Origin of the sequence: Curtobacterium sp. 18060 (assembly GCF_902706105.1) — a bacterium.
GTDB lineage: Bacteria > Actinomycetota > Actinomycetes > Actinomycetales > Microbacteriaceae > Curtobacterium.
This window is the reverse complement of record NZ_CACSJV010000012.1, coordinates 23,703-46,462: the sequence shown is the minus strand read 5'-3', so window position 1 is coordinate 46,462 and position 22,760 is coordinate 23,703. Positions and strand designations below refer to the sequence as shown.

Below are 22,760 nucleotides of genomic sequence, written 5' to 3'. Positions count from 1 at the left end.
GTCGGAGTGACGCTGTCCCGACCACGGTGCGCTCTCACCGCACCTGATCGTCCGGACACTGCCCCGTGGGGCACTGCCCGGAAAGCTCTCTTCGGTCTGCGGTTGCCCGCACGACCTCCGGCCAGTATCGCACGCCGCTCCCGGAAAGGACCGGAAGCCGCATGCGATGATGACGGCGTGAGCACGTCAGCGCCTGCCCCCCGTCGTCCGATCCCGATGGCCGTCTTCCTCTTGATCACCGGGTTCGTCGGCCTGTACGGGTCCTTCTCCCTGGTGCTCGACGAGTTCAAGAAGTACGCCGACCCCGACACGGTGCTCTCGTGCGACGTGAACCCGTTCATCAGCTGCTCGGACGTGATGGCGAGCTGGCAGGGCCACTTGTTCGGGTTCCCGAACCCACTGCTCGGCGTGATGGGCTTCGTGGCGCCGATCGCCGTCGCGGTGATGATGCTCGCGGGCTTCCGCAACGGTTCGCGGTGGTTCTGGATCGCGTTCAACGCCGGCGTGTTCCTGGCGTGGGTCTTCGTGACGTGGCTCTTCACCCAGACCGTCTGGTTCATCGGCGCGCTGTGCCCGTGGTGCATGCTCGTGTGGTCGATGACGATCCCGATGTTCTGGGTGTTCACGATCTGGAACGCCGCGCAGGGCCGCTTCGGTGCCCGCACCCAGCGGATCGGCCGGGCACTGCTCCCGTTCTGCTGGGCGTTCCCGCTGGCGAACTACCTGTTCATCATCGTGACGATCATCATCAAGTTCCCGACCATCCTGACGGTCTTCTGATCCACTGCTGGGCGTTCTCGATGCGGCGCCGATGACACATCGATGACGCGTCACCGAATTCCTGGGGGCTTCCCAGGCAGGACGCCCGATCCACCTCCGGGCAGCACCTACGCTCGATCTCGATGAGCGAGAACGAGAGCAAGAAGGTCCGTCGCGACGCCGCCCGAGAGCGCGCTCGCGAAGCCCGGGTGCGGGAGCAGGCGCGACGTCGCCGCAACAAGACGCTCGGGATCAGCGGCATCATCGTCGGCAGCTTGGCGGTCGTCGCCGTGGTCGTCCTGGTGATCGCGAACTCGGTGCAACCCGCGGGGCCCGGGCCGCGGAACATGGCGAGCGACGGCATCCTGTTCACCGGCCAGAGCGGCGAGATCGTGCCCGTCGAGACCAAGGCGACACCCGACGGTGGGACCCCGACGGCGACGGAGCAGGACGACTCGGTGGCGAACATCACCGTGTACTCGGACTACATGTGCCCGTACTGCAACCAGTTCGAGACGGCGCAGATGGACCAGATCGAAGAGTGGGTGAAGGCCGGCTCCGCGACGCTCGAACTGCACCCGTTCAACCTGCTCGACCGGGTGTCGCTCGGGTCGAAGTACTCCACCCGCTCCGCCGCCGCGGCCGCCTGTGTCGCGGACTACGACCCGGACGCGTTCCTGGCGTACAACACGTCGCTCTACGAGAACCAGCCGTCCGAGAGCACCAAGGGCCTGACGAACGACGAGCTGGCGTCGCTGGCGAAGGACGCCGGCGCGACGAACAGCAAGGTCACCTCGTGCATCACCGGGCAGCACTTCGCCGGGTGGGTCGCCGACGCCACGAACCGGGTGATGAACGACCCGATCCCGAACTCGTCACTCGACAAGGTGACGAGCACCCCGACGATCATCGTGAACGGCAAGCAGTTCACCGGCTCCCTGACCGACACCGACGCCTTCGCGTCGTTCGTCGAGCAGAACGGCGGCGCCGCGTAGGCACGAGGCAGCGCGACGACGAAGGCCCCCGCTTCCGGATGGAAGCGGGGGCCTTCGCTCGTGCGGGTGGTGCTACTTCGCCGCGGCGTCGATCGCGGTGATGACCGTGCTGAGGTCGTCGAGACGCTTGCCGTCGACGACCACGGTCGGCGTGCCGAAGCCCTGCGTGCCCTGCAGTGCCTCGTCCGCGGTGACGAGCTTGGTGGACTTCGTCACCCAGCCCTTGAACTGCTCGGTCGACAGGCACTCGGAGACGTTCGACCCGGTCGCGCCGCCCGCCTTCACGAGCTTCGCGATCTCGGCGTTCGTCAGGCCCGAGGTGCCCTCGGTGGGCTGGTTGTCGAAGAACTGCGTCTGGACGTCCAGGAACTTGTCCGGCGCGTAGTTCGCGACGCACATCGCGGCGTTCGCGGCCCGGCTGGCGTAGCGCGAGCTCTGGTAGCTGCGGTCGAGGATCGACACCGGCTGGATGGCCAGCGTCGCGTCGCCCGACTTCACCTTGTCCAGGATCTGGTCGGCGTAGGCGGCCTCGAACTGCTTGCAGACCGGGCAGGCCCAGTCGACGTACTCGGTGACCGCGACCGCACCGTCGGTGTTCGACGTCGGGACTGCCGACGGGGTGCCCTTCGCGGTGACGGCCTTCGTGGTCACCGGGGTGACCTCGCCGCCCTCGCCGGTGAACTGGATCGCACCCGTGGCCATGTTCTTCGGCCCGGCAGCGGACACGGCGGGCGCGTTGTTCACGTTCACCACGACGAGCGTGATGATCGCGGCGATCGCGATGATGCCCAGGCCGATGCCGCCCTGCAGGAACCACTTGTTGCGGCGCTTGCGACGCTTCTCGGCATCGGCGCGCTGGCGGGAGACCTCACGCGCGTGCTGGCGACGCTCGTTCTTGGTGGGTCGGTCGTTGTTCGTCACGAGTCGTTCCCCCGGCGTCTCAGGCGAACCAGAGCGCGAGCTCGCGCGCCGACGACTCGGTGCTGTCCGACCCGTGCACCAGGTTCTGCTGCACCTTGAGGCCCCAGTCGCGACCGAGGTCGCCACGGATCGTGCCGGGTGCGGCGCTGGTGGGGTCGGTGGTGCCGGCGAGCGACCGGAAGCCGGCGATCACGCCGTTGCCGGCGACGCGGACGGCGACGACCGGACCGGACTGCATGAACTCGACGAGCGGCTCGAAGAACGGCTTGCCCTGGTGCTCCTCGTAGTGCGCGTCCAACAGGTCGCGCGGCGCGGTGAGCATCTTCAGGTCGACGATCTCGTAGCCCTTCGACTCGATGCGGCGGAGGATCTCACCGGTGAGCTGGCGGGCGACGCCGTCGGGCTTGACGAGGACGAGGGTCTCTTCGAGGTCGGACACGCAGTACTCCTAGTGTGTTCGCGGGATCGGAGGGGTGGTCAGTCCTCGCCCATGGCGGCCCGGCGCGCGGCGTTCTGACGGTCGAGCTGACCGCCCTTGACGAAGCAGAAGACCCACAGCGCCAAGAACACCACGGCGACCGCGAACATGAACGGTTCGATGAACCCGGTGGCGAGGATGGCCGCCTGCAGCAGCCACCCGAACCATACACCGGCGGGGTTGCCGGTCAGGCGTGCGGCCAGCGCCAGCACGATCATCGCGCCGATGCCGCCGCCGAACGCCAGGGCCGGCGGCAGGGTCCCCTTGCCGAACACGACGAGCATCGGGAAGAAGAACATGATCGCCTCGAGCACGAGCGCGATCGACAGCAGGCTCTCCTGCGCCCCACGCTCGCGTCGCGGCTTCCGGGTGCGCGGTGCACGCCCCGGCCTGGAGGCACGGTTCGCGTTCGTCACTTCGTCTCGCCTTCCCGGTGGACCAGGTCCATGACCGCACCCACCATCACGATGGAGCCCGCGACGAGCACGAGGGCGTCCTCGGCGTCCGCCTCGTCCGCCAGGTCGCGTGCCTGCTGCAGCGCGGCGGCGAGCGACGGCTCGACGACGACGCGGTCCGCGCCGACCTCGTCCACGACGACCTTCGCGAAGGCGTCCGCGTCGAGGGCACGCTCCCCCGGTGGCTGCGTGACGACGAAGGTCTCGACGGTGCCCTTCAGCGCGCGGACGAACCCGCGGGCGTCCTTGTCGCCGAGGATCCCGACGACGCCGACGACGTGCTCGGACGGGAACGCCACGGGCAGCGCCTCGGCCAGGGCCTTGGCGCCGTGCGGGTTGTGCGCCGCGTCGACCACGACGGTCGGGTCGGTGGCGATCGGCTGGAGTCGGCCGGGGCTGGTGGCACCGGCGAGGCCCTCGGACAGGACGTCCTCGTCGAGCGCCTGGGTGCCCCGACCGAGGAACGACTCGACCGCGGCGATCGCGACGGCCGCATTGTGCGCCTGGTGCCGCCCGAACAGCGGCAGGAACAGGTCGTCGTAGCGGCCGGCGATGCCCTGCACGGTGATGAGCTGACCGCCCACCGCCGGCGTCACGTCGACGACGCTGAAACCGGTGCCCTCGACCGCGAGGGTCGACTCGGTGAGCTCGGCGGCACGCTCGAGTTCGACGAGTGCCTCCGGGACCTGCTCGCTCGACACCACGGCGGACGACGGCTTGATGATCCCGGACTTGGTCCGCGCGATCTCCGCCACCGTGCTGCCGAGCTGCTTCGCGTGGTCGATGGCGATCGGCGTGAACACCGCGACCTGGCTCTGCACGACGTTGGTGGAGTCCCACTCGCCGCCCATGCCGACCTCGATCACGGCGACGTCGACCGGCGCCTCGGCGAAGCACGCCAGGGCCAGGACGGTCAGTGCCTCGAAGAAGGTGAGCGGGAGCTCGCCCTTGGCGGTGAGCTCCTGGTCGGTCAGTTCGAGGACCGGGGCGATGTCGTCCCAGTTCTCGACGAGCCGGCTCGGCTCGATCGGCTGCCCGTCGATGACGATGCGCTCCCGGATCGACACCAGGTGCGGGCTCGTCATCAGGCCGGTGCGCAGACCGTGGGCGCGGACGATGCTCTCGGTCGTGCGCGCGGTGGACGTCTTGCCGTTCGTGCCGGTGATGTGGATCACCGGGTACGCCAGGTGCGGGTCGCCGAGCAGCTCGACCGCGCGACGGGTCGCGGTCAGGCGGTGCTCGGGCGACTGCTCACCGATCCGGGCGTACAGGGCGGTCTCGACGCGCTTGACCTCGTCGTCGTCACCGCCGTACGGCACGGCCTCGACCGGAGCGTCACCGGACGGCCCCACCGGGATCCGGATGCCGTCCTCGTCGTGCTGGTCGTGCTGGTCGTGCTCGTCGTACTGGTCGTCGTCGCTCATGCGCGTGACACCTCCACGGTCACCTTCGCGCCGTCACCGACATCGGTGGTGGCGCCTGCCCCGAGGGGCACGATCTCGACGCTCGTCGCCAGGGTCTCCCCCGCGATGAGCTGCTGGTGGGTGCGCACCGACGCGTCGGCGGCATCGTCGACCCCGAGGGTCAGGACGATGCGGTCGCTGACGTCCAGGTCGGCGTCGCGTCGGGCCTGCTGGACGGCGCGGACGACGTCGCGGGCGAGCCCCTCGGCCTCGAGCTCGGGCGTGGTCACGGTGTCGAGCACCACGAAACCGCCCTCGTCGAGGAACGCCACGGCGACCGACGGGTCGGCGACGGTGAGGTCGAGCGTGTACTCGCCCTCGACCAGGTCGACACCGCCGACGGTCACGCCGGACTCGGTCGCGGTCCAGTCGCCCTTCTTCGCGGCCGGGATCACCTGCTGCACGGCCTTGCCGATGCGCGGGCCGGCGACGCGGGCGTTGACGGTGAGCTTCCGCTCGATGCCGTACTGCGCCAGTGACTCCTCGGCCTGGGCCTCGAGCACGACCCGCTTGACGTTCAGCTCGTCGCGCAGGATGTCGGCGAACGGTTCGACCGCAGCCGGGTCCGGCACCACGAGGGTGAGCGTGGCGAGCGGCAGCCGGACGCGCTTGCCGGTCGCCTTGCGGAGCGCGAGGCCCTTCGAGGCGACGTCGCGCACGCGGTCCATCGCCGCGACGAGGGCGTCGTCGGCGGGGAACTCGGCCGCGTCGGGGAAGTCCGTCAGGTGCACGCTCCGACCACCGGTCAGGCCCTTCCAGATCTCCTCGGTGACGAGCGGGGCGAGCGGGGCCGCCACACGGGTCAGGGTCTCGAGCACCGTGTACAGGGTGTCGAACGCCGCACGGGCGTCGTCCCCTGCCGCGCCGTCGGCCCCGGTCCAGAACTTGTCGCGCGACCGGCGGACGTACCAGTTCGTCAGCACGTCGGCGAAGTCGCGGACCGCCTGGGCCGCGAGCGGGGTGTCGAGCGCGTCGAGGTGCTGCTGCACGTCGGACACGAGCACCCGGGTCTTCGCGAGCAGGTACCGGTCGAGGACGTCGGTGCTGTCCGTTCGACGGGTGGCCTGGTACCCCGACTCCCCCGATGCGTTCGCGTAGAGGGTGAAGAAGTAGTACGTCGACCACAGCGGCAGCATGAACTCGCGGACGCCCTGGCGGATGCCCTCTTCGGTGACGACGAGGTTGCCGCCGCGGATCACCGACGAGGACATCAGGAACCAGCGCATGGCGTCGGCGCCGTCGCGGTCGAACACCTCGGAGACGTCCGGGTAGTTCCGGAGCGACTTCGACATCTTCTGGCCGTCCGAGCCGAGGACGATGCCGTGGCTGATGACGTTCTTGAAGGCCGGTCGGTCGAACAGCGCGGTGGACAGCACGTGCATGACGTAGAACCAGCCGCGGGTCTGCCCGATGTACTCGACGATGAAGTCGGCCGGGTTGTGCGACTCGAACCACTCCCGGTTCTCGAACGGGTAGTGCACCTGGGCGTACGGCATCGACCCGGAGTCGAACCAGACGTCGAACACGTCGGTGATCCGGCGCATCGTCGAGTTCCCCGTGGGGTCGTCGGGGTTCGGGCGGGTCAGGTCGTCGATGAACGGGCGGTGCAGGTCGACCTCGCCGTCGGCGTTCAGCGGCAGGCGGCCGAAGTCGCGCTCGATGTCCTCGAGCGAGCCGTACACGTCGGTGCGCGGGTACTCGGGGTCGTCGGACTGCCACACCGGGATCGGCGTGCCGAAGTAGCGGTTGCGCGACACCGACCAGTCGATGGCGTTGCCGACCCACTTGCCGAACTGGCCGTCCTTGACGTTCTCCGGCACCCAGTTGATGTCCTGGTTGAGCTCGCCCATGCGGTCGCGGAAGTCGGTGACCCGCACGAACCACGACGACACGGCCTTGTAGATGAGGGGCTTCCGGCACCGCCAGCAGTGCGGGTAGCTGTGCTCGTAGGACGCCTGGCGGAGCAGACGACCGGCGTCGCGGACGGCCTTGGTCAGCGGCTTGTTCGCGTCGGACCAGAGCATGCCGGCGACCTCGCCGAACTGCGAGGTGAAGACCCCGCCCTCGTCGAGGGAGAGCACCACGGGGATGCCGGCGGCGGCGCAGACCACCTGGTCGTCGGCACCGTAGGCCGGAGCCTGGTGCACGATGCCGGTACCCTCGCCGGTCTCGACGTAGTCGGCGACCAGGATGCGCCAGGCGTGCTCCATGCCCTCGGTCTCGGCGAGGAAGTCGAACAGGCGCTCGTACTCGACGCCGTCGAGCTCCGCACCCGTCAGGGTGCGGACGACCGCGGCAGCGGCGTCCTCGGCCGTCTCGTAGCCGAGGTCCTTCGCGTAGGCGGCCACGGTGTCCGAAGCCAACAGGTACGAGACGGAACCGGCGTCGGCACCGTCAGCCGCGCCTCCCGGCCCCGCAGGGAGCACCACGTACGAGACCGCAGGCCCGACGGCCAGCGCGGCGTTCGTGGGCAGGGTCCAAGGGGTCGTCGTCCAGGCGAGCGCACGCACGCCGGCCAGCCCGAGCGACTCGGCGCGCGCACCCTGCAGCGGGAACGACACCGTGACGGACTGGTCCTGGCGCATCTTGTAGACGTCGTCGTCCATGCGCAGCTCGTGGTTCGACAGCGGCGTCTGGTCGTTCCAGCAGTACGGCAGGACCCGGAAGCCCTCGTACGCCAGGCCCTTGTCCCAGAGCTGCTTCCACGCCCACAGCACGCTCTCCATGAACGTCGTGTCGAGCGTCTTGTAGTCGTCCTCGAAGTCGACCCAGCGCGCCTGGCGGGTGACGTACTGCTGCCACTCGTCGGTGTACTGCAGCACGGACTTCTTGGCGGCGGCGTTGAACACGTCGACGCCCATCTCGTCGATCTCGTGCTTCTCGGTGATGCCGAGCTGGCGCATCGCCTCGAGCTCGGCGGGCAGCCCGTGGGTGTCCCAGCCGAAGCGTCGGTGCACCTGCTTGCCGCGCATCGTCTGGTACCGCGGGAAGACGTCCTTGGCGTACCCGGTCAGCAGGTGACCGTAGTGCGGCAGGCCGTTCGCGAACGGCGGGCCGTCGTAGAAGGTCCACTCGTCGCAGCCCTGGCGCTGGTCGATGGACGCCTGGAACGTGTCGTCGCCCTTCCAGAAGGCGAGGATCCCCCGCTCGACGGCGGGGAAGGACGGCGAGGGGACGACGCCATCGGCATCGGCGTTCAACGGGTACGGCACCGGGACTCCTTGTGGGTTCGCTCGATCTCCACGAGGACGGAGCACGCTCCGCGGTACCACCTCGCTTGCCACGCCGTGCTGTCCGCACGTCACGACCGCTCGTGTTCGGGTTCGGTGCGGCCCGGTCCGCCCGGTTCTACTGACGAGCCGCTCGCGCGGACCGCGTTCTTCCGGGAGCTCCCCGGTGATGGCCGGATCGACGCTCGTGTGACACGAGTTTAGCGGACGGGAGCATGCTGGAGGGATGCCCGACGACTCTGCCTCCGGCGAACGCCCGGAGTCCTCCCTCACCGTCATCATCGCCTTCGGCGCGAACCTGCTCGTCGCGATCGCGAAGACCATCGCGTCGCTCATCTCGGGTTCGGCCTCGATGGTGGCCGAGGCAGCGCACTCGTGGGCGGACACCGGCAACGAGATCTTCCTGCTGGTCGCCGAACGACGGGGCGCGCGGAAGCGCGACACCGCACACCCGCTCGGGTACGGACGCGAGACCTACATCTGGTCGATGTTCGCCGCGTTCGGGCTGTTCACCGCGGGCGCCATCGTGTCGATCTACCACGGCATCTCCGAGCTCGGCGAGACGGGTCCGGCCGAGGACGTCCTGCTCAACTACATCGTGCTCGCGCTGTCGTTCTGCCTCGAGGGCACGAGCTTCCTGCAGGCCTACCGCCAGGCGCACGGAGCGGCGACGAAGCGCAAGGTGCCGGTGCTGCGCCACGTGCTGCAGTCCTCGAACCCGACGCTGCGGGCCGTGTTCGCCGAGGACGCCGCTGCGCTCATCGGCCTCGTCGTCGCGTTCCTCGGGGTGTTCCTGCACCAGATCACCGGCCTGGCGATCTTCGACGCGATCGGGTCCATCGCGATCGGCCTGCTGCTCGGGGTCGTGGCGATCATCCTCATCGACCGCAACCGCCGCTTCCTGCTCGGCGAGAGCACGTCGCCCGAGCTCGAGAACGCCGTGCTCGTCGAGCTGCTCGGCCGCTCGCAGATCGAACGCGTCACCTACCTGCACCTGGAGTTCGTCGGACCGTCGCGGGTGTACCTCGTCGCCGCCGTCGACCTGACGGGCAACGAGAACGAGGAGCACGTCGCGGTGCGGTTGCGCGACGTCGAGAAGTCGCTCGAGGACAGCCCGTACATCGAGGAAGCCGTGCTGACGCTGAGCTACCCGGGCGACGCCTCGCTGCGGCCGACGAGCGACGAGGTGCCCGAGGTGGTGCGCGACGGGACGGCCTCGGACGTGGCCGCCGGCGGCGCCGGGACGCTGCGCACCGACTGACGCGCGGGCGCCCGTCGCCGGCGTCAGCGGGCGTCGAGGCCGGCGACCACCGGGGTCAGCGCCGCCGCGACGTACTCGACGAGCGGCCGGCGGGCCACCCCGTCGGCGACCCACACCCCGAACGCCGCAGCAGCCGCCCCGAGCACCGCGCCCGAGACCGTCTGCGGCCAGAGCGACCCCGGCTGCTCCCCCGTGCGCCCGGCCACGAAGGCGGCGACGGCCCCGTGCTGCGCCATCACCCGGACGGCGACCCCGGCGACGAGCTCGGAGCCGATGCCCATCACCTCGGCCTGCGCGACCGCCCACGGCACCCGCTCGGGGTCGTGGGCCCGGGCCGCGGCGAGCAGGGCCTGCTCCACCGCACGCACCGCGCTGGGTTCGGTCGAGGCCGCCAGGTACCCGGGCAGCCCCGCGACCGCGGCGTCGAGCTCGAGCCACATCACGTCCGACTTCGCCGTGAAGTAGTTGAAGAACGTCGCGCGACTGACCCCCGCACGCACGGCGATCTGGTCGACCGTGGTGCGTGCGTACCCCTGCTCGAGGAACAGCTCGGCAGCGGCGTCCGCGAGGACCTCGGCGCTCGAGCGTCGGGGCCGGCCACCGCGGCGGATCGGTTCGTCCATGGGCCCCAGTAAACCGCTAGACTCGTGCAGCCATGATCTTGGACTCAGTACAGAAAACCGTCGCCGCCGTCGCGAGCGCCACCGCCGTCGTCCTCGTCCTCGCGGGGTGCAGCGGCGCCGGGACGAGCACCACGAGCAGCAAGCCGGTGAGCGGCGGGACCCTGACGTACGCCTCCGGCGACGCCGAGCCCACCTGCCTCGACCCGCACGTCGGCGGCAACTACCCGCAGGCGCTCCTGGCGACGCAGTACATCGAGGAGCTCGTCGGGCTCGAGGACGGCGAGCCGACGCCCGAGCTCGCGACGAAGTGGACCACGAGCGACGACGGCAAGACCCTCACCTTCACGCTGCGCGACGACGTCACCTTCACCGACGGCACCCCGTTCGACGCCGCCGCCGTCGTGGCGAACATCGAGCACGTGCAGGACCCGGCCACCGCGTCGAGCACCGGGTACCTCGCGCTGCAGTCCATCACGAAGGCGACGGCCACCGACGACCACACCGTGACGCTCTCCCTGAGCCGTCCGGACAGCGCGCTGCTCGAGTCGTTCTCGCAGCCGTGGGTCGGCATGGAGTCCCCGAAGGCGCTCGAACGCAAGCAGGCGACGAACTGCGAGTCCCCCGTCGGCACCGGCCCGTTCGAGGTCACCGGGTGGAAGCACGGCGACCGCGTCACCCTCACGAAGAACACCGACTACTGGGGCACCACGAAGCCGCGCCTGTCCGGCATCACGTGGCGGTTCCTGCCCGACTCGACGTCGCGCTACGCGGCGCTGCAGTCCGGGCAGGTCGACGTCATCGACAACGCGCAGCCCGACCAGCTCAAGGCAGCGTCGGCGAAGGGTGCCATCCGCGACCTCGACGCCCCGCGCCCTGGTGCCTCGAACCGCCTCGAGCTGAACTCCGGCCACGGCGTGTTCCGTGACGAGGCCGTGCGGCAGGCGTTCATCGCGGGTGCCGAGATCGACCCCGGCCTGCAGTCGCTGTTCCTCGGCACCGCGAAGCGCTCGTACTCCGTGCTCTCGAGTGCCGAACCGCTGGCGTACTCGGAGAAGAGCCGGTTCGACTACTCCCCGACGAAGGCGAAGCAGCTGCTCGACGACGCCGGCTGGAAGGTCGGGTCGGACGGCATCCGTGTCAAGGACGGCCAGCAGCTCACCGTGACGTTCCCGGTGTCGACGAACCAGTCGGTGCCGGCCGAGCGCAGCCTGTTCCAGCAGATCCAGGCGTCCGAGAAGGCCGTCGGGTTCAAGGTCGTGCTCGACGAGCTCGACCTGTCCAGCTGGTACGCGGCCCTCGCGGCGAACGAGTACGACGTGGTCAGCGCCCCGTACACGAAGGTCGGCCCCGACGTCCTGCGGATCCTGTACGACAGCGCGAGCATCGAGCCGGCGCCGTCCGGGTACTTCGCGAACCTCGCGCAGCTCGACGACCCCGCACTCGACACCCTGCTCGAGCAGGCGGCCCGCACCTCGGACGCCGACGAGCGCGCCGACCTGTACGAGCAGGCGCAGAAGACGATCCTGGCGAGCGACACCGTGCTGCCCCTCTACGACCAGCAGAACCACTTCCTGGTGCGCTCGGCCGTGCACGGCATCCAGACGACCTCGGTGTCCACGCCCTGGTTCGGCACGGCCTGGATCGACCGCTGACACGGATGCCCTGGGTGTGGTGGGCCGTCCGACGGCTCGCGGGCGGGATCGGCGTGCTCTGGGCCGTCGCGACGATCGTGTTCGTCGCGATCCGGCTCATCCCCGGCGACCCCGCACTCGCGATCCTCGGTGGTCCGGGCTCGCAGGCCTCCGCCGAGGCCGTCGCCCAGGTCCGGCACGAGTACGGCCTCGACCAGCCGGTGCTCGTGCAGTACGCGGTGTTCCTCGGACGCCTCGCCACCCTGCAGCTCGGTGACTCGTACGCCTTCCGCACCCCGGTCGCGACGCTGCTCGGCCAGCAGCTGCCCGTCACGCTCACCCTGGCGGTGGCCGGGCTCGTCGTGGCCTGGGCTCTGGCGATCGTCGCGGCCTGGTGGTCGACGCAGCGCGGTCGGTTCGCAGCCGGGCTGACGAGCGCGCTGAGTGTCACCGCGAGCGTGATGCCGCACTTCTGGCTCGGCAGCGTGCTCATCGTGGTGTTCGCGAGCGCCCTCGGTTGGGTGCCCGCGGTCAGCGACGGCACCGTGCGCGGCTGGGTGCTCCCGGTGCTGACGGTGGCCGTCCCGGTCGCCGGGTACCTGGCCGAGACCGTCCGCGACGGGGTCGTCGATGCGCAACGGTCCGCCTTCGCCCTCGCCGCCCGGGGCCGTGGTGAGACCCGCCTCGGGCTGTTCGCCTGGCACCTGCTCCGCCACGCGGCGCTGCCCGGGATCGCCCTGTCCGCCTGGGCGTTCGGGTCCCTCGTGTCCGGCGCCGTCGTCGTCGAGTCCGTGTTCGCGCTGCCCGGCATCGGTCGCGCCCTGGTGACCGCGGTGACGCAGCGGGACATGCCGCTCGTCGCCGGCATCGCGCTGGTGTCCGCCGCCGCCTACGTCGTGGTGCTCGCGGTCGCGGACCTCGTGGAGCGCGTCGTCGACCCGCGCACCGGAGACCGGCGCACCGGCGCCCCGCGCGCCGGAGGCCGGCGCACCGCAGGCCCGCGCACCCGCGCCCCGCGAGCCGCGCGACGCCGTGGACCCGGCCCCGAGGCGGCGGCGCGGTGAGCGGCATCGCCGAGCCGAGCCTCCTGGCCGGTGAACCGGTCGACGGACGACCGGCAGCAGCACGTCGCCGGCGACGGGGCCTCGGCGTCCCCGGAGCCGTCGCGGGTGCCGTGGTCCTGCTCGCCGTCGTGGCGGCCGCCTGGCCGGCGCTGCTCGGCGGCGCGGACCCGCTCGCCGTGCACCCGTCGGAGGCGCTCCTCGCGCCGAGCGGCGCGCACCCCTTCGGCACCGACGAATCCGGACGCGACGTCCTGTCGCGGGTCGTCGCCGGCACGCGGGCCTCGCTCGTCGTCGGTGTCGCCGCGACCCTGATCGGCGGCGGGACCGGCGTCGTGCTCGGGGTCGTCGCCGGACTGGGCGCCGGCGCCGGACGCATCGGCCGACTGCTCGACGCCGTGATCGGCCGCGTCACCGAGGTCGCGTTCGCCCTGCCGCTGCTGCTCGTCGCCCTGGTGGTCATCGCCGTCACCGGCCCCGGCCCGGTCCCCGCCGTGCTCGCCGTCGGCTTCGCCACCGCCCCCGGCTACGCCCGCATCGTCCGTGGCCTGGTCCGCGCGGCCCGGTCGTCGCAGGTCGTCGAGACCGCCGTGCTGCTCGGCCGCTCCCCCGTCCGCATCGTGGTCCGGCACGTCCTGCCGACCGCACTCTGGCCCGTCGTCGCGGTCGCGACGCTCGGCGTCGGCCAGGCGATCGTCTGGGCCTCGGCGCTGAGCTACCTCGGCGTCGGCACACCACCTCCGGCTCCGGAGTGGGGCGCGATGCTCGCCGACGGCCGGACCTACCTGCAGACCGCACCGTGGATGAGCACCTTCCCCGGGCTCGCCATCGTGGTGCTCGCGACCGCCGTCACCGTGCTCGGTCGCGCGATCCGCCGAACAGGAGTCGTCCGATGACCACCGTCCTCGAGGTCCAGGCGCTGTCCGTCGCCATCGCGGGCACCCCGATCGTGCGCGACGTCGCCCTGCGGGTCGACGCCGGCGAGTGCGTCGCCCTGGTCGGCGCGTCCGGCTCCGGCAAGACCGTCACCGCCCGCGCCGCGCTCGGCCTGTCCGCACCCGGCTCCGCCGTCCGCGCCGACGCCTTCACCGTCGCCGGCCTCGACGTCCGCGCCTTCTCCGATCGTCGGTGGCGCCAGGTGCGCGGGTCTCGGGTCGGCTACGTCGGCCAGGAGGCCCTGGGCGCGTTGGACCCGCTGCGTCCCGTCGGACGCGAGGTCGCCGACAGCCTCCGCCTGCACACCGAGATGGGTGCGGCCGAGCGCGTGGACGCCGTGCGCGATGCCCTGCGTGCGGTGGGCCTCGACCCGGACATCGCGACCGACGGCCGACTCGCCGGCACGCTGTCGGGCGGGATGCGGCAGCGAGCCCTCATCGCCGCGGCCACCATCGGGTCACCGGCGCTCGTAGTCGCCGACGAGCCCACGACCGCACTGGACGCCGGAGTCGCGGTCACCGTGATGGAGCAGCTGCGGGTGGCGCAGCGGCGCGGGGCGGGGCTGCTCGTGATCACGCACGACCTCGGGCTCGTCGCGGGGTGGGCCGACCGGGTGGCCGTCATGCACGAGGGCCGGATCGTCGAGCAGGGCCCGGTCGCCTCGGTGTTGCAGGATCCGCAGCACGCCGCGACGCAGGCCCTGGTGCGCGCGGCGCACGGTGCCGATCTGGTCGACCGGTGCGAGGTTGATGGCTCCGTGCAGTCCTCTGACGACGCACCGAGCGGGCAACCTCGCACCGAGCGCACGTCCACGCACCGTGCGCCGATCGGCGACCGCGGCACCCAGCACGCAACCTCGCACGGTGCGAGGGGGGTGCTCGTCGCCGCGGGCCTCGCGCGCGACTACGAGGGCGTCCGCGCCGCCGACGACGTGTCGTTCGGGCTCGACCGCGGGCGAGTGCTCGGGGTGATCGGCGCCTCGGGGTCGGGCAAGACCACCCTGGCGCGGATGCTCCTCGGGCTCGAGACGCCCGACGCCGGCACGGTCTCGCTCGACGGAGCCCCCTGGGTACCGCTCCCCGAACACGACCGACGACCCCGACGCCACCGGGTCGCGGCCGTCGTGCAGGACCCTGGCGCCACGTTCGACGAGCGGTGGTCGGTCGAGCGGGTCCTCGCCGACGCGTTCTCGCGGGGCGACGACCGCCGCGCCCGTGGTTCCCTCGCCGCCCGGGTGGACGCAGCCCTGCGACAGGTGGACCTCGACCCGGCGATCCGGCCGCGGTCGCCGCTGACCCTGTCCGGTGGGCAACGGCAGCGACTCGCGATCGCCCGGGCGCTGGCCACCGACCCCGAGGTGATCATCCTCGACGAGCCGGTCACCGCCCTCGACGCCACCGTGCAGGACGCCGTGCTGACCCTGCTCGAGCGGCTCCGCGACGACACCGGTGTGGCGATGGTGTTCGTGTCGCACGACCTGCGGGCCGTGCGCCGGATGGCCGACGACGTGCTGGTCGTGCACCGGGGCGCGGTCGTCGAGCACGGCCCCGCCGCGACGGTGTTCGCGCGCCCGGCGCACCCCGTGACCGCGCACCTGCTGCAGGCCGCGGAGCGGCTCGCCGCCGGCCCGAGTCTCGCGCAGGGCGACCAGCCTCGGGCCGCCGGCCGCGAGGCCGGTCGCTGACGCCGAGTCTCGTGGCCGGCGGCCACGTGCCCTGAACGTGACCGGAGGCCCGGTGCGCGTCCGTGGCGGACGTGCACCGGGCCTCCAGGGCGGGTTGCCGCGGGGCGGCCCCGGGGTCAGGAGTCGGCGGACTCCTTCTTCGCCGCGTCACCCGAGATGATCGGGATCTCACTCGTCGCGAACTCCTTCGCCCAGTCGGACTGCGCGAACTCCGAGTTCGGGTCGTTGTAGTCGTCGATCACGCCGGCGACCTCGTCCTCGGAACCGACCGTCGGGCCGGAGCCCATGAGCGGGGTGGCGGCGGTCTCCTTGGTGAAGTACACCGCGACGAGCCCGATGACGGCGGCCAGCATCAGGTAGAAGGCCGGGATGTCCTCGGCCCAGCCGTAGCCGGCGTCCTTCGCGGCGTTGATGAGCGCCGAGGTCGCGAGCGGGGTCGTGCCACCGAACAGCGACACCGAGACGTTGAACGCGATCGCCAGGGCGCCGTAGCGGATGATCGTCGGGAACAGCGCGGGCAGCGTCGACGGCATGGTCGAGGTGAACGTGACGAGCACGACACCGAGGATGAGCAGGCCGGAGAACACCCCGACGCCCGTGCCGGTCTGGACGAGCTTGAGGGCCGGCCAGGACAGCAGGATGAAGCCGATGCAGCCGGCGGCGAGCACCGGGCGACGACCGAACTTGTCGGACAGCCGGCCACCGAACGTGATGACGACCATCATGAGCAGCATCACGACGACGATCAGGATGAGGCCGAACGTGGCGTTCTGGCCGAGGTTCTGCTCGAGGTAGGTCGGCATGTACGACAGCAGCATGTAGTCGGTCACGTTGAAGACCAGGACCAGGCCGATGCAGATGATGAGCGCGCGCCAGTTCTCGGCGAAGAGCTTGAGGAACGGGGTCTTCTGCCCCTCACGCTCGGCGGCCTGCTCCTGCTGCTTCTGGAAGGCCGGGGTCTCCTCGAGCTTGAGACGCAGGTACAGCCCGATCAGGCCGAGTGGGCCCGCGATGATGAACGGGATGCGCCAGCCCCAGCTGAGCAGGGCGTCCTCGGACAGGCCGAACTGGAGGCCGGTGACGATCGACGCGCCGAGCACGTAGCCGGCCAGGGTGCCGAACTCGAGCCACGAGCCCATGAACCCTCGGCGCTTGTCGGGCGAGTACTCGGCGATGAAGGTCGCGGCGCCGCCGTACTCACCGCCGGTCGAGAAGCCCTGCACGAAGCGGGCCACGAGCAGCAGGACCGGGGCCCAGAAGCCGATCGAGTCGTACGACGGGATCAGGCCGATCATCAGCGTGCCGGCGGCCATCAGGATCATCGTCAGCGCGAGGACCTTCTGCCGGCCGATCCGGTCGCCGATCGGACCGAAGACGGCGCCACCGATCGGTCGGACGATGAACGCCGCGGCGAAGAACCCGAAGGTCGCGACGATGTTCGCGGCCGGGTCGCCCTGCGGCAGGAAGACCTGCGAGATCGTGACGGTCAGGTACGCGAAGATGCCGAAGTCGAACCACTCCATCGCGTTGCCGAGGGCGGCGGCCGCCACAGCGCGCTTGAGCAGCGACTCCTCGACGACGGTGACGTCGTCCTTCGTCAGGTTGCGCCGAGCGCGCTTCGCAGCGCCCTTCGTGCGCAGCGGTCGGTCGCCGTGCGGCAGCGGCCGATCGCCGTGCGGGTGGGGTGCGTCGTTCGGTGCCAAGTCGTTCCTCCGGTGTGCGGTGCGTCCTTCGGGCGTCCGGCGGACGGCAACGGTGCAGTTCCTGCGAACCCGCGCTCGCCGGACAAACTCCGACAGACTACCAGGTCTCCGGCGTGTCCGACAGGTCGGTGTGGTAACCGCCGCTCCGACGCGTCACCGATCGGAGCGGAGGAAAACCGGGGCTGCCCGGACCCGCACCGACGCCGCACCGCGGACCACGGTCAGCCGGCTCGTCGCCCCGGTCGCCGAGACCAGCGAGGAGCCGCCCGGCACGCCGACCGACGTCGTGCGGACTCCCGACGTCGACCAGACGACGCGGACCACGTCCCCGCCCGAGCCGTACCTGACGATCCAGACCCCGCCCGTGCCGGCCCGTTCGACCGCCACGAACCGGCGATCACCGACGGTGCGCACGAGGACCGCGTAGGCCGCGGCAGCCCGCCGCGCCGTGTACCCACCGCTGGCGGAGCCGTACAGGCCGTACCCGGTCGGTGTCGACGCCGCGTCGTTCAGGGTGAACGGCACGACGAGCGTGGCACCGAGGTGCGCGGCGAGCGCTCCCCAGCGCACCAGCCAGGCGGACTGCACTGCGGGGGTGACGGTACCCGCCTGCCCCGGCGGACCGGCCTGCCAGCCGCCTTCGGTCCACCAGACCGGGACGGAGCGGTGTTGCGCCGTGAGGGCCGTCCGGAGCTCCCGCATCGCGGGCCCCAGAGTCGTCTCCGGCGGTCGTGTCCCGGTGTACGCGTGGACCGACACCGCGTCGACCGTCGCCGGACCACCTGCGGCGAGCCACTGCCGGAGCCACGGGTGCAGGCCGTCCGCCCCGAGCAGGCTCATGGCGGGACCCGCCACCACGGAGCCCGGCGCCGCGGCGTGGACGGCCGCGGACGCCGCCCGGGTCAGTGCGACGTAGCGTGCAGCACTGCTGGCCTCCGGCGCGACGGTGTTCGGCCACTCGTTCCAGATCTCGTACCCCGCCACGTCCGGGCCGAACGTCGCGGCGACGAACCCCGCGTACCGCGCGAACGCGGCGATGCCGGCGGCTGTGGTCGGACCACCACCGCCGTCGTGGTGGGGATTGCCGTAGTCGAGGACGATGAGCGGTCGGATCCCCGCCGCGCGGAGACGCTCGACGGACTTCCGGTACGACGCGGGCATGACGAGTTCGTCCCGGGCCTTCTCGACGCCCGTCCACCACAGGTCGACCCGAGCGGTCCCCACGCCGAGCCCCGCCGCGAGGGCCACCTTCGCGCCGTCCGCCGTGGTGTCGATGCCGGAACCGATCCCGAACCGAGCCGAACCGGTCGCGGCCGCGGCCGTGGCCGCAGCCGGCACCGGCGGGGACATCGGCAGGAGCAGCGCGGCCACACCGACGAAGGCGGTCGCGACTTTCTCGAAGGCATTCACGGATTGCACCCTACGAGCATTTCCGATCAATGCAAACAATTGCATTCGTGCGGCATTTGCGTATTTCCGCCGAAAGAATTCCCCATCCAGCATTCCCGCGGTCGACTCCGGGTCTCCGGTACCGGGTAACCTTGGGACACCACGCACCAGGCGTGGACACTCAGGCACCTCATCACGGACTCGGTGCCGCACACACGCACGGAAGGCGCAGCCATGACCAAGCCCATGCCCGAGAAGCCCAGCGTCGACGGACTCGAGCAGGTCTGGGGGCCGGTCTGGGAGCAGGACGGCACCTACCGCTTCGACCGTGACGCCGCCGACCACCGCGACGCCGTCTACTCGATCGACACCCCGCCGCCGACCGCCTCGGGGTCGCTGCACATCGGGCACGTCTTCTCGTACACGCACACCGACCTCAAGGCGCGGTTCGAGCGCATGCAGGGCAAGCACGTCTTCTACCCGATGGGCTGGGACGACAACGGCCTGCCGACCGAGCGCCGCGTGCAGAACTACTACGGCGTCCGCTGCGACCCGACCCTCCCCTACGACCCCGACTTCACGCCGCCGTTCGAGGGCGGCGACGGCAAGTCGTCGAAGGCCGCCGACCAGCTGCCGATCTCGCGCCGCAACTTCATCGCGCTGTGCGACCAGCTGACCGTGCAGGACGAGCAGCAGTTCGAGGAGCTCTTCCGCACCCTCGGCCTGTCGGTGGACTGGACGCAGTCGTACCGCACCATCGACGACACCTCGCGGGCGAGCGCGCAGCGCGCCTTCCTCCGCAACCTCGCGCGCGGCGAGGCCTACCAGGCCGACGCCCCGACCCTGTGGGACGTCACGTTCCGCACCGCGGTCGCGCAGGCCGAGCTCGAGGACAAGGAGATGCCCGGCGCGTACCACGGCATCGCGTTCCACCGTGCGGACGGCGGCGACGACGTCGTGATCCAGACGACCCGTCCCGAGCTGCTGCCGGCGTGCGTCGCCCTCGTCGCACACCCCGACGACGAGCGGTTCCAGGACCTGTTCGGCACCACGGTCCGCTCGCCCCTGTTCGACGTCGAGGTCCCGGTGCTCGCGCACCACCTGGCGCAGAAGGACAAGGGCGCCGGCATCGCGATGGTCTGCACCTTCGGCGACACCACCGACGTCGTGTGGTGGCGCGAGCTGCAGCTGCCGAACCGCGCGATCCTCGGCTTCGACGGCCGCGTGCGCTCCGACGAGCCCGCGTGGATCGAGTCGGCGACCGGCAAGGCGCTCTACGCCGAGATGGCCGGCAAGACCGTGTTCTCGGCGAAGAAGGTCGTCGTGGACGCCCTGACCGAGTCCGGCGAGCTCGTCGGCGACGTCAAGACGATCAACCACCCGGTGAAGTTCTTCGAGAAGGGCGACAAGCCCCTCGAGATCGTCTCGACCCGCCAGTGGTACATCGTCAACGGCGCCCGCGACGAAGCCCTGAAGACGACGCTCCGCGCCCGCGGCGAGGAGATCGCGTTCCACCCCGACTTCATGCGCGTCCGCTACGACAACTGGGTCGGTGGCCTGTCCGGCGATTGGCTCATCTCGCGCCAGCGCTTCTTCGGCGTTCCGATCCCCGTCTGGTACCCGCTCGACGCCGACGGCAACCCGGTGTTCGACCAGCCGATCGTCCCGACCGAGGCGCAGCTGCCCGTCGACCCGTCGTCCGACCCGGCACCCGGCTACTCCGAGGACCAGCGCGGCGTCGCCGGCGGGTTCCAGGGCGAGCTCGACGTCATGGACACTTGGGCCACGTCGTCGCTCACCCCGCAGCTCGCGGGCAAGTGGGAGACCGACCCGGCGCTCTACGACCTGGTGTACCCGTACGACGTCCGCCCGCAGGCGCAGGACATCATCCGCACGTGGCTCTTCACGACGGTGCTCCGCAGCCAGCTCGAAGCGGACACCGTGCCGTGGAAGCACGCGAGCATCTCCGGCTTCATCGTCGACCCCGACCGCAAGAAGATGTCGAAGTCGAAGGGCAACGTCGTCACGCCGCTGTCGATCCTCGAGCAGCACGGCGCCGACGCGGTCCGCTACTGGGCGGCCTCGTCCAAGCTCGGCACCGATGCGGCCTTCGACCCGCAGAACCCGAAGCAGATCAAGGTCGGACGTCGTCTGGCGATCAAGGTCCTGAACGCCGCCAAGTTCGTCTACGGCTTCCCGCTGCCCGAGGGTGCCACGAGCGTGACCGAGGCGCTCGACGTCGACATGCTCGCCGAGCTCGGTGCGGTCGTCGAGCAGGCCACCGCCGCGTTCGACGGCTTCGACCACGCCCGCGCGCTCGAGATCACGGAGCGGTTCTTCTGGACCTTCTGCGACGACTACCTCGAGCTCGTGAAGGAGCGTGCCTACGGCACGGCGGCCGACGCGACGCACGAGACCCAGGCGAGCGCGGTCCTGGCGCTGCGCGGCGCGATCGACGTGCTGCTCCGACTGCTGGCACCGTTTCTCCCGTACGCGACGGAAGAGGTGTGGGCCTGGACCCACGAGACCAGCGTGCACCGGGCCTCCTGGCCGACCGCTGCCGACCTGCCCACCGACGCGGCCCCCACCGGGCTGCTCGCGGCCGTCGGACAGGCGCTCATCGGGATCCGCGGCGCGAAGACGTCGGCGAAGGCGTCCCAGAAGACGCCCGTCACGCGTGCCATCGTCGCCGCGCCGGCCGAGACGCGGGCGCTCATCGAGCGCGCGGCGGTCGACCTGGCGGCCGTCGGCCGCATCGAGAACCTGTCGTTCGTCGACGGCGACGAGCTCGCCGTCACCGAGATCGAGCTGGCGGAACAGCAGGCGTAACGTCGGTCGTCCGGGCCGGGTCGCGTCGGCGACCCGGCCCGTCCACCACCGGACAGGAGGCACGGATGCAGTTGGGCACACGATGGAGCGTGGGTGGGGAGCCGCCTGCGCGACTGCCCGAAGCGATGGTCGTCGCCGTGCGCGGGGTCGAGGACGAACTGGCGGCCGAGTCGGTCGACACGGGGACCTGGGGCTGGACCCTGACGTTCCTCGAGGGCAAGCCGATCGTCGATCTCGACGACGGCACCTCGATCCACCTCGACGATGCCGGGCACGCGCAGGTCACGAACCCCGACGACGCCGCGGAAGAGGACTGACGCGGGGCGAGGGCGCTCCGTGCTCGCTTGGTGAGCAGAAGTGGTCGGGTCCCCGGTGGGAACCCGACCATTTCTGCTCACGATGCGAGCGGCTACTCGGCGAGCCAGGTGAGCAGGACCTCGTTCACCTCGGCAGTGTGCGTGGCGAGCAGGCCGTGCGGGGCGCCCTCGATCTCGACGTACTTCGCGGCCGGCAGGGCCTTGGTGAAGCGGCGACCGGTGGCGTCGATCGGCAGGATGTTGTCCGCCGTGCCGTGCACGATGAGCGCCGGGACGGTGACCTTGGGGATGTCCTGACGGAAGTCGGTCGGCCAGGTCAGCGGTGCTGCGGCGGACGCGATCGCACCCGAGCCGGCGGCGATGTTCCAGGCGTTGCGGACGGCCTCTTCCGAGATGCGCGAGCCGAGGTTCTCCGACAGGTTGAAGAAGTCCTGGTAGAAGTTCGTGAAGTACGCGTACCGGTCCTTCTTGACGTCGGCGGCGATGCCCTCGAAGAACGACATCGGGCCGGCGCCGTCGGGGTTGTCGTCGGTGATGGCCAGGAAGGGCTCGAGCGAGGCGAGGAACGCGACCTTCGCGATGCGGTCCTGTCCGTGGCGGCCGATGTAGCGGGCGATCTCGCCGGTGCCCATCGAGAAGCCGACCAGGATCACGTCGCGCAGGTCGAGGGTCTCGAGGACGGTGTGCAGGTCGTCGGCGAAGGTGTCGTAGTCGTAGCCGGTGCTCGGCTGTGAGGACTGCCCGAAGCCGCGGCGGTCGTACGTGATCACGCGGTAGCCGGCCTCGAGCAGGGCCGGGGTCTGACCCTCCCACGAGTTGCCGTCGAGGGGGAAGCCGTGGATCAGCACGATCGGCTGTCCGGTTCCCTTGTCCTCGTAGTGGAGTTCGATGTCGACGCTGTTCTCGGTTCCGACGGTGATGGTACCCATGATCGTTTCCTTCCCTGAGCCTCGCGGAGAACGTCCGTTCTCCGTCGATGTGCCTTACACTAGAGAACGATCGTTCCCGGCGCAACTCGGGAACGG

The 22,760-nt window shown here is 70.9% G+C and carries 18 protein-coding genes; 9 read left to right on the top strand and 9 right to left on the bottom strand.

Translation table 11 applies throughout. From position 1 onward, the window contains the following. The first annotated feature begins 177 nt into the window (after positions 1 to 177). Together GVL05_RS08315 and GVL05_RS08310 are read left to right on the top strand one after the other, a co-directional pair. On the top strand, positions 178 to 780 hold the full coding sequence (locus GVL05_RS08315; RefSeq protein ID WP_235035915.1) for a vitamin K epoxide reductase family protein: 603 nt from the start codon (positions 178 to 180) through the stop codon (positions 778 to 780). Between the two features lie 122 nt (positions 781 to 902). Then, complete coding sequence (locus tag GVL05_RS08310) at positions 903 to 1,754, top strand: thioredoxin domain-containing protein (protein ID WP_159572778.1); 852 nt, start codon at positions 903 to 905, stop codon at positions 1,752 to 1,754. A 72-nt stretch (positions 1,755 to 1,826) separates the two neighbouring features. On the opposite strand, the gene GVL05_RS08305 is transcribed toward GVL05_RS08310, so the two are convergent. The 5 genes from GVL05_RS08305 to ileS are packed head-to-tail and all read right to left on the bottom strand — an operon-like array spanning position 1,827 to position 8,283. Next, on the bottom strand, positions 1,827 to 2,675 hold the full coding sequence (locus GVL05_RS08305) for a thioredoxin domain-containing protein (protein WP_159572776.1): 849 nt from the start codon (positions 2,673 to 2,675) through the stop codon (positions 1,827 to 1,829). 19 nt (positions 2,676 to 2,694) lie between these two features. After that, positions 2,695 to 3,114 carry a nucleoside-diphosphate kinase gene (gene ndk, locus GVL05_RS08300; protein ID WP_111084529.1) on the bottom strand — a complete coding sequence of 140 codons (420 nt, stop codon included), beginning with the start codon at positions 3,112 to 3,114 and terminating at the stop codon, positions 2,695 to 2,697. Positions 3,115 to 3,152: 38 nt separating this feature from the next. Continuing rightward, positions 3,153 to 3,569, bottom strand: coding sequence for a DUF4233 domain-containing protein (locus GVL05_RS08295; RefSeq protein ID WP_159572774.1), 417 nt, complete (start codon positions 3,567 to 3,569; stop codon positions 3,153 to 3,155). After that, the gene (locus tag GVL05_RS08290; protein ID WP_200849181.1) at positions 3,566 to 5,032 is read right to left on the bottom strand and encodes a folylpolyglutamate synthase/dihydrofolate synthase family protein; all 1,467 of its coding nucleotides are present in this window, start codon (positions 5,030 to 5,032) and stop codon (positions 3,566 to 3,568) included. Before GVL05_RS08290 ends, GVL05_RS08295 begins: the two co-directional genes overlap by 4 nt. Continuing rightward, the gene (gene ileS / locus GVL05_RS08285; RefSeq protein WP_159572772.1) at positions 5,029 to 8,283 is read right to left on the bottom strand and encodes an isoleucine--tRNA ligase; all 3,255 of its coding nucleotides are present in this window, start codon (positions 8,281 to 8,283) and stop codon (positions 5,029 to 5,031) included. The genes GVL05_RS08290 and ileS overlap by 4 nt, the downstream gene beginning before the upstream one ends. Positions 8,284 to 8,527: 244 nt before the next feature. Between ileS and GVL05_RS08280 the strand changes: the two genes are divergently transcribed. Further along, positions 8,528 to 9,562, top strand: coding sequence for a cation diffusion facilitator family transporter (locus GVL05_RS08280; RefSeq protein ID WP_123938848.1), 1,035 nt, complete (start codon positions 8,528 to 8,530; stop codon positions 9,560 to 9,562). A 23-nt stretch (positions 9,563 to 9,585) separates the two neighbouring features. Here GVL05_RS08280 and GVL05_RS08275 read toward each other — a convergent pair whose 3' ends face one another. Continuing rightward, a complete protein-coding gene (locus tag GVL05_RS08275) occupies positions 9,586 to 10,185 on the bottom strand; it encodes a TetR/AcrR family transcriptional regulator (RefSeq protein WP_123938849.1) in 600 nt (199 codons plus the stop codon). 32 nt (positions 10,186 to 10,217) lie between these two features. Between GVL05_RS08275 and GVL05_RS08270 the strand changes: the two genes are divergently transcribed. The 4 genes from GVL05_RS08270 to GVL05_RS08255 are packed head-to-tail and all read left to right on the top strand — an operon-like array spanning position 10,218 to position 15,497. Beyond that, complete coding sequence (locus GVL05_RS08270; RefSeq protein ID WP_159572770.1) at positions 10,218 to 11,837, top strand: ABC transporter substrate-binding protein; 1,620 nt, start codon at positions 10,218 to 10,220, stop codon at positions 11,835 to 11,837. 5 nt (positions 11,838 to 11,842) lie between these two features. Next, the gene (locus tag GVL05_RS08265) at positions 11,843 to 12,880 is read left to right on the top strand and encodes an ABC transporter permease (RefSeq protein ID WP_235035914.1); all 1,038 of its coding nucleotides are present in this window, start codon (positions 11,843 to 11,845) and stop codon (positions 12,878 to 12,880) included. Continuing rightward, positions 12,877 to 13,773, top strand: a complete 897-nt coding sequence (locus GVL05_RS08260) for an ABC transporter permease (RefSeq protein WP_235035913.1) — start codon at positions 12,877 to 12,879, stop codon at positions 13,771 to 13,773. Before GVL05_RS08265 ends, GVL05_RS08260 begins: the two co-directional genes overlap by 4 nt. Beyond that, positions 13,770 to 15,497: an ABC transporter ATP-binding protein gene (locus GVL05_RS08255; RefSeq protein ID WP_159572768.1), complete on the top strand. Its 1,728-nt coding sequence runs from the start codon at positions 13,770 to 13,772 to the stop codon at positions 15,495 to 15,497. Before GVL05_RS08260 ends, GVL05_RS08255 begins: the two co-directional genes overlap by 4 nt. Positions 15,498 to 15,613: 116 nt before the next feature. On the opposite strand, the gene proP is transcribed toward GVL05_RS08255, so the two are convergent. Together proP and GVL05_RS08245 are read right to left on the bottom strand one after the other, a co-directional pair. Then, positions 15,614 to 17,200: a glycine betaine/L-proline transporter ProP gene (gene proP / locus GVL05_RS08250; RefSeq protein WP_235035912.1), complete on the bottom strand. Its 1,587-nt coding sequence runs from the start codon at positions 17,198 to 17,200 to the stop codon at positions 15,614 to 15,616. A gap of 153 nt (positions 17,201 to 17,353) precedes the next feature. Beyond that, positions 17,354 to 18,610 (bottom strand): glycosyl hydrolase, encoded by a 1,257-nt coding sequence (locus tag GVL05_RS08245; protein ID WP_159572766.1) that lies wholly within the window; start codon positions 18,608 to 18,610, stop codon positions 17,354 to 17,356. Between the two features lie 213 nt (positions 18,611 to 18,823). On the opposite strand from GVL05_RS08245, the gene valS reads away from it, so the two are divergent. Together valS and GVL05_RS08235 are read left to right on the top strand one after the other, a co-directional pair. Continuing rightward, the gene (valS, locus tag GVL05_RS08240) at positions 18,824 to 21,418 is read left to right on the top strand and encodes a valine--tRNA ligase (protein WP_235035911.1); all 2,595 of its coding nucleotides are present in this window, start codon (positions 18,824 to 18,826) and stop codon (positions 21,416 to 21,418) included. Positions 21,419 to 21,483: 65 nt separating this feature from the next. Next, a complete protein-coding gene (locus tag GVL05_RS08235; protein ID WP_159572764.1) occupies positions 21,484 to 21,735 on the top strand; it encodes a hypothetical protein in 252 nt (83 codons plus the stop codon). A gap of 92 nt (positions 21,736 to 21,827) precedes the next feature. Here the strand turns inward: GVL05_RS08235 and GVL05_RS08230 are convergent, their stop codons facing one another. Then, positions 21,828 to 22,664 (bottom strand): alpha/beta fold hydrolase, encoded by an 837-nt coding sequence (locus GVL05_RS08230; protein WP_159572762.1) that lies wholly within the window; start codon positions 22,662 to 22,664, stop codon positions 21,828 to 21,830. Positions 22,665 to 22,760: the final 96 nt, after the last annotated feature.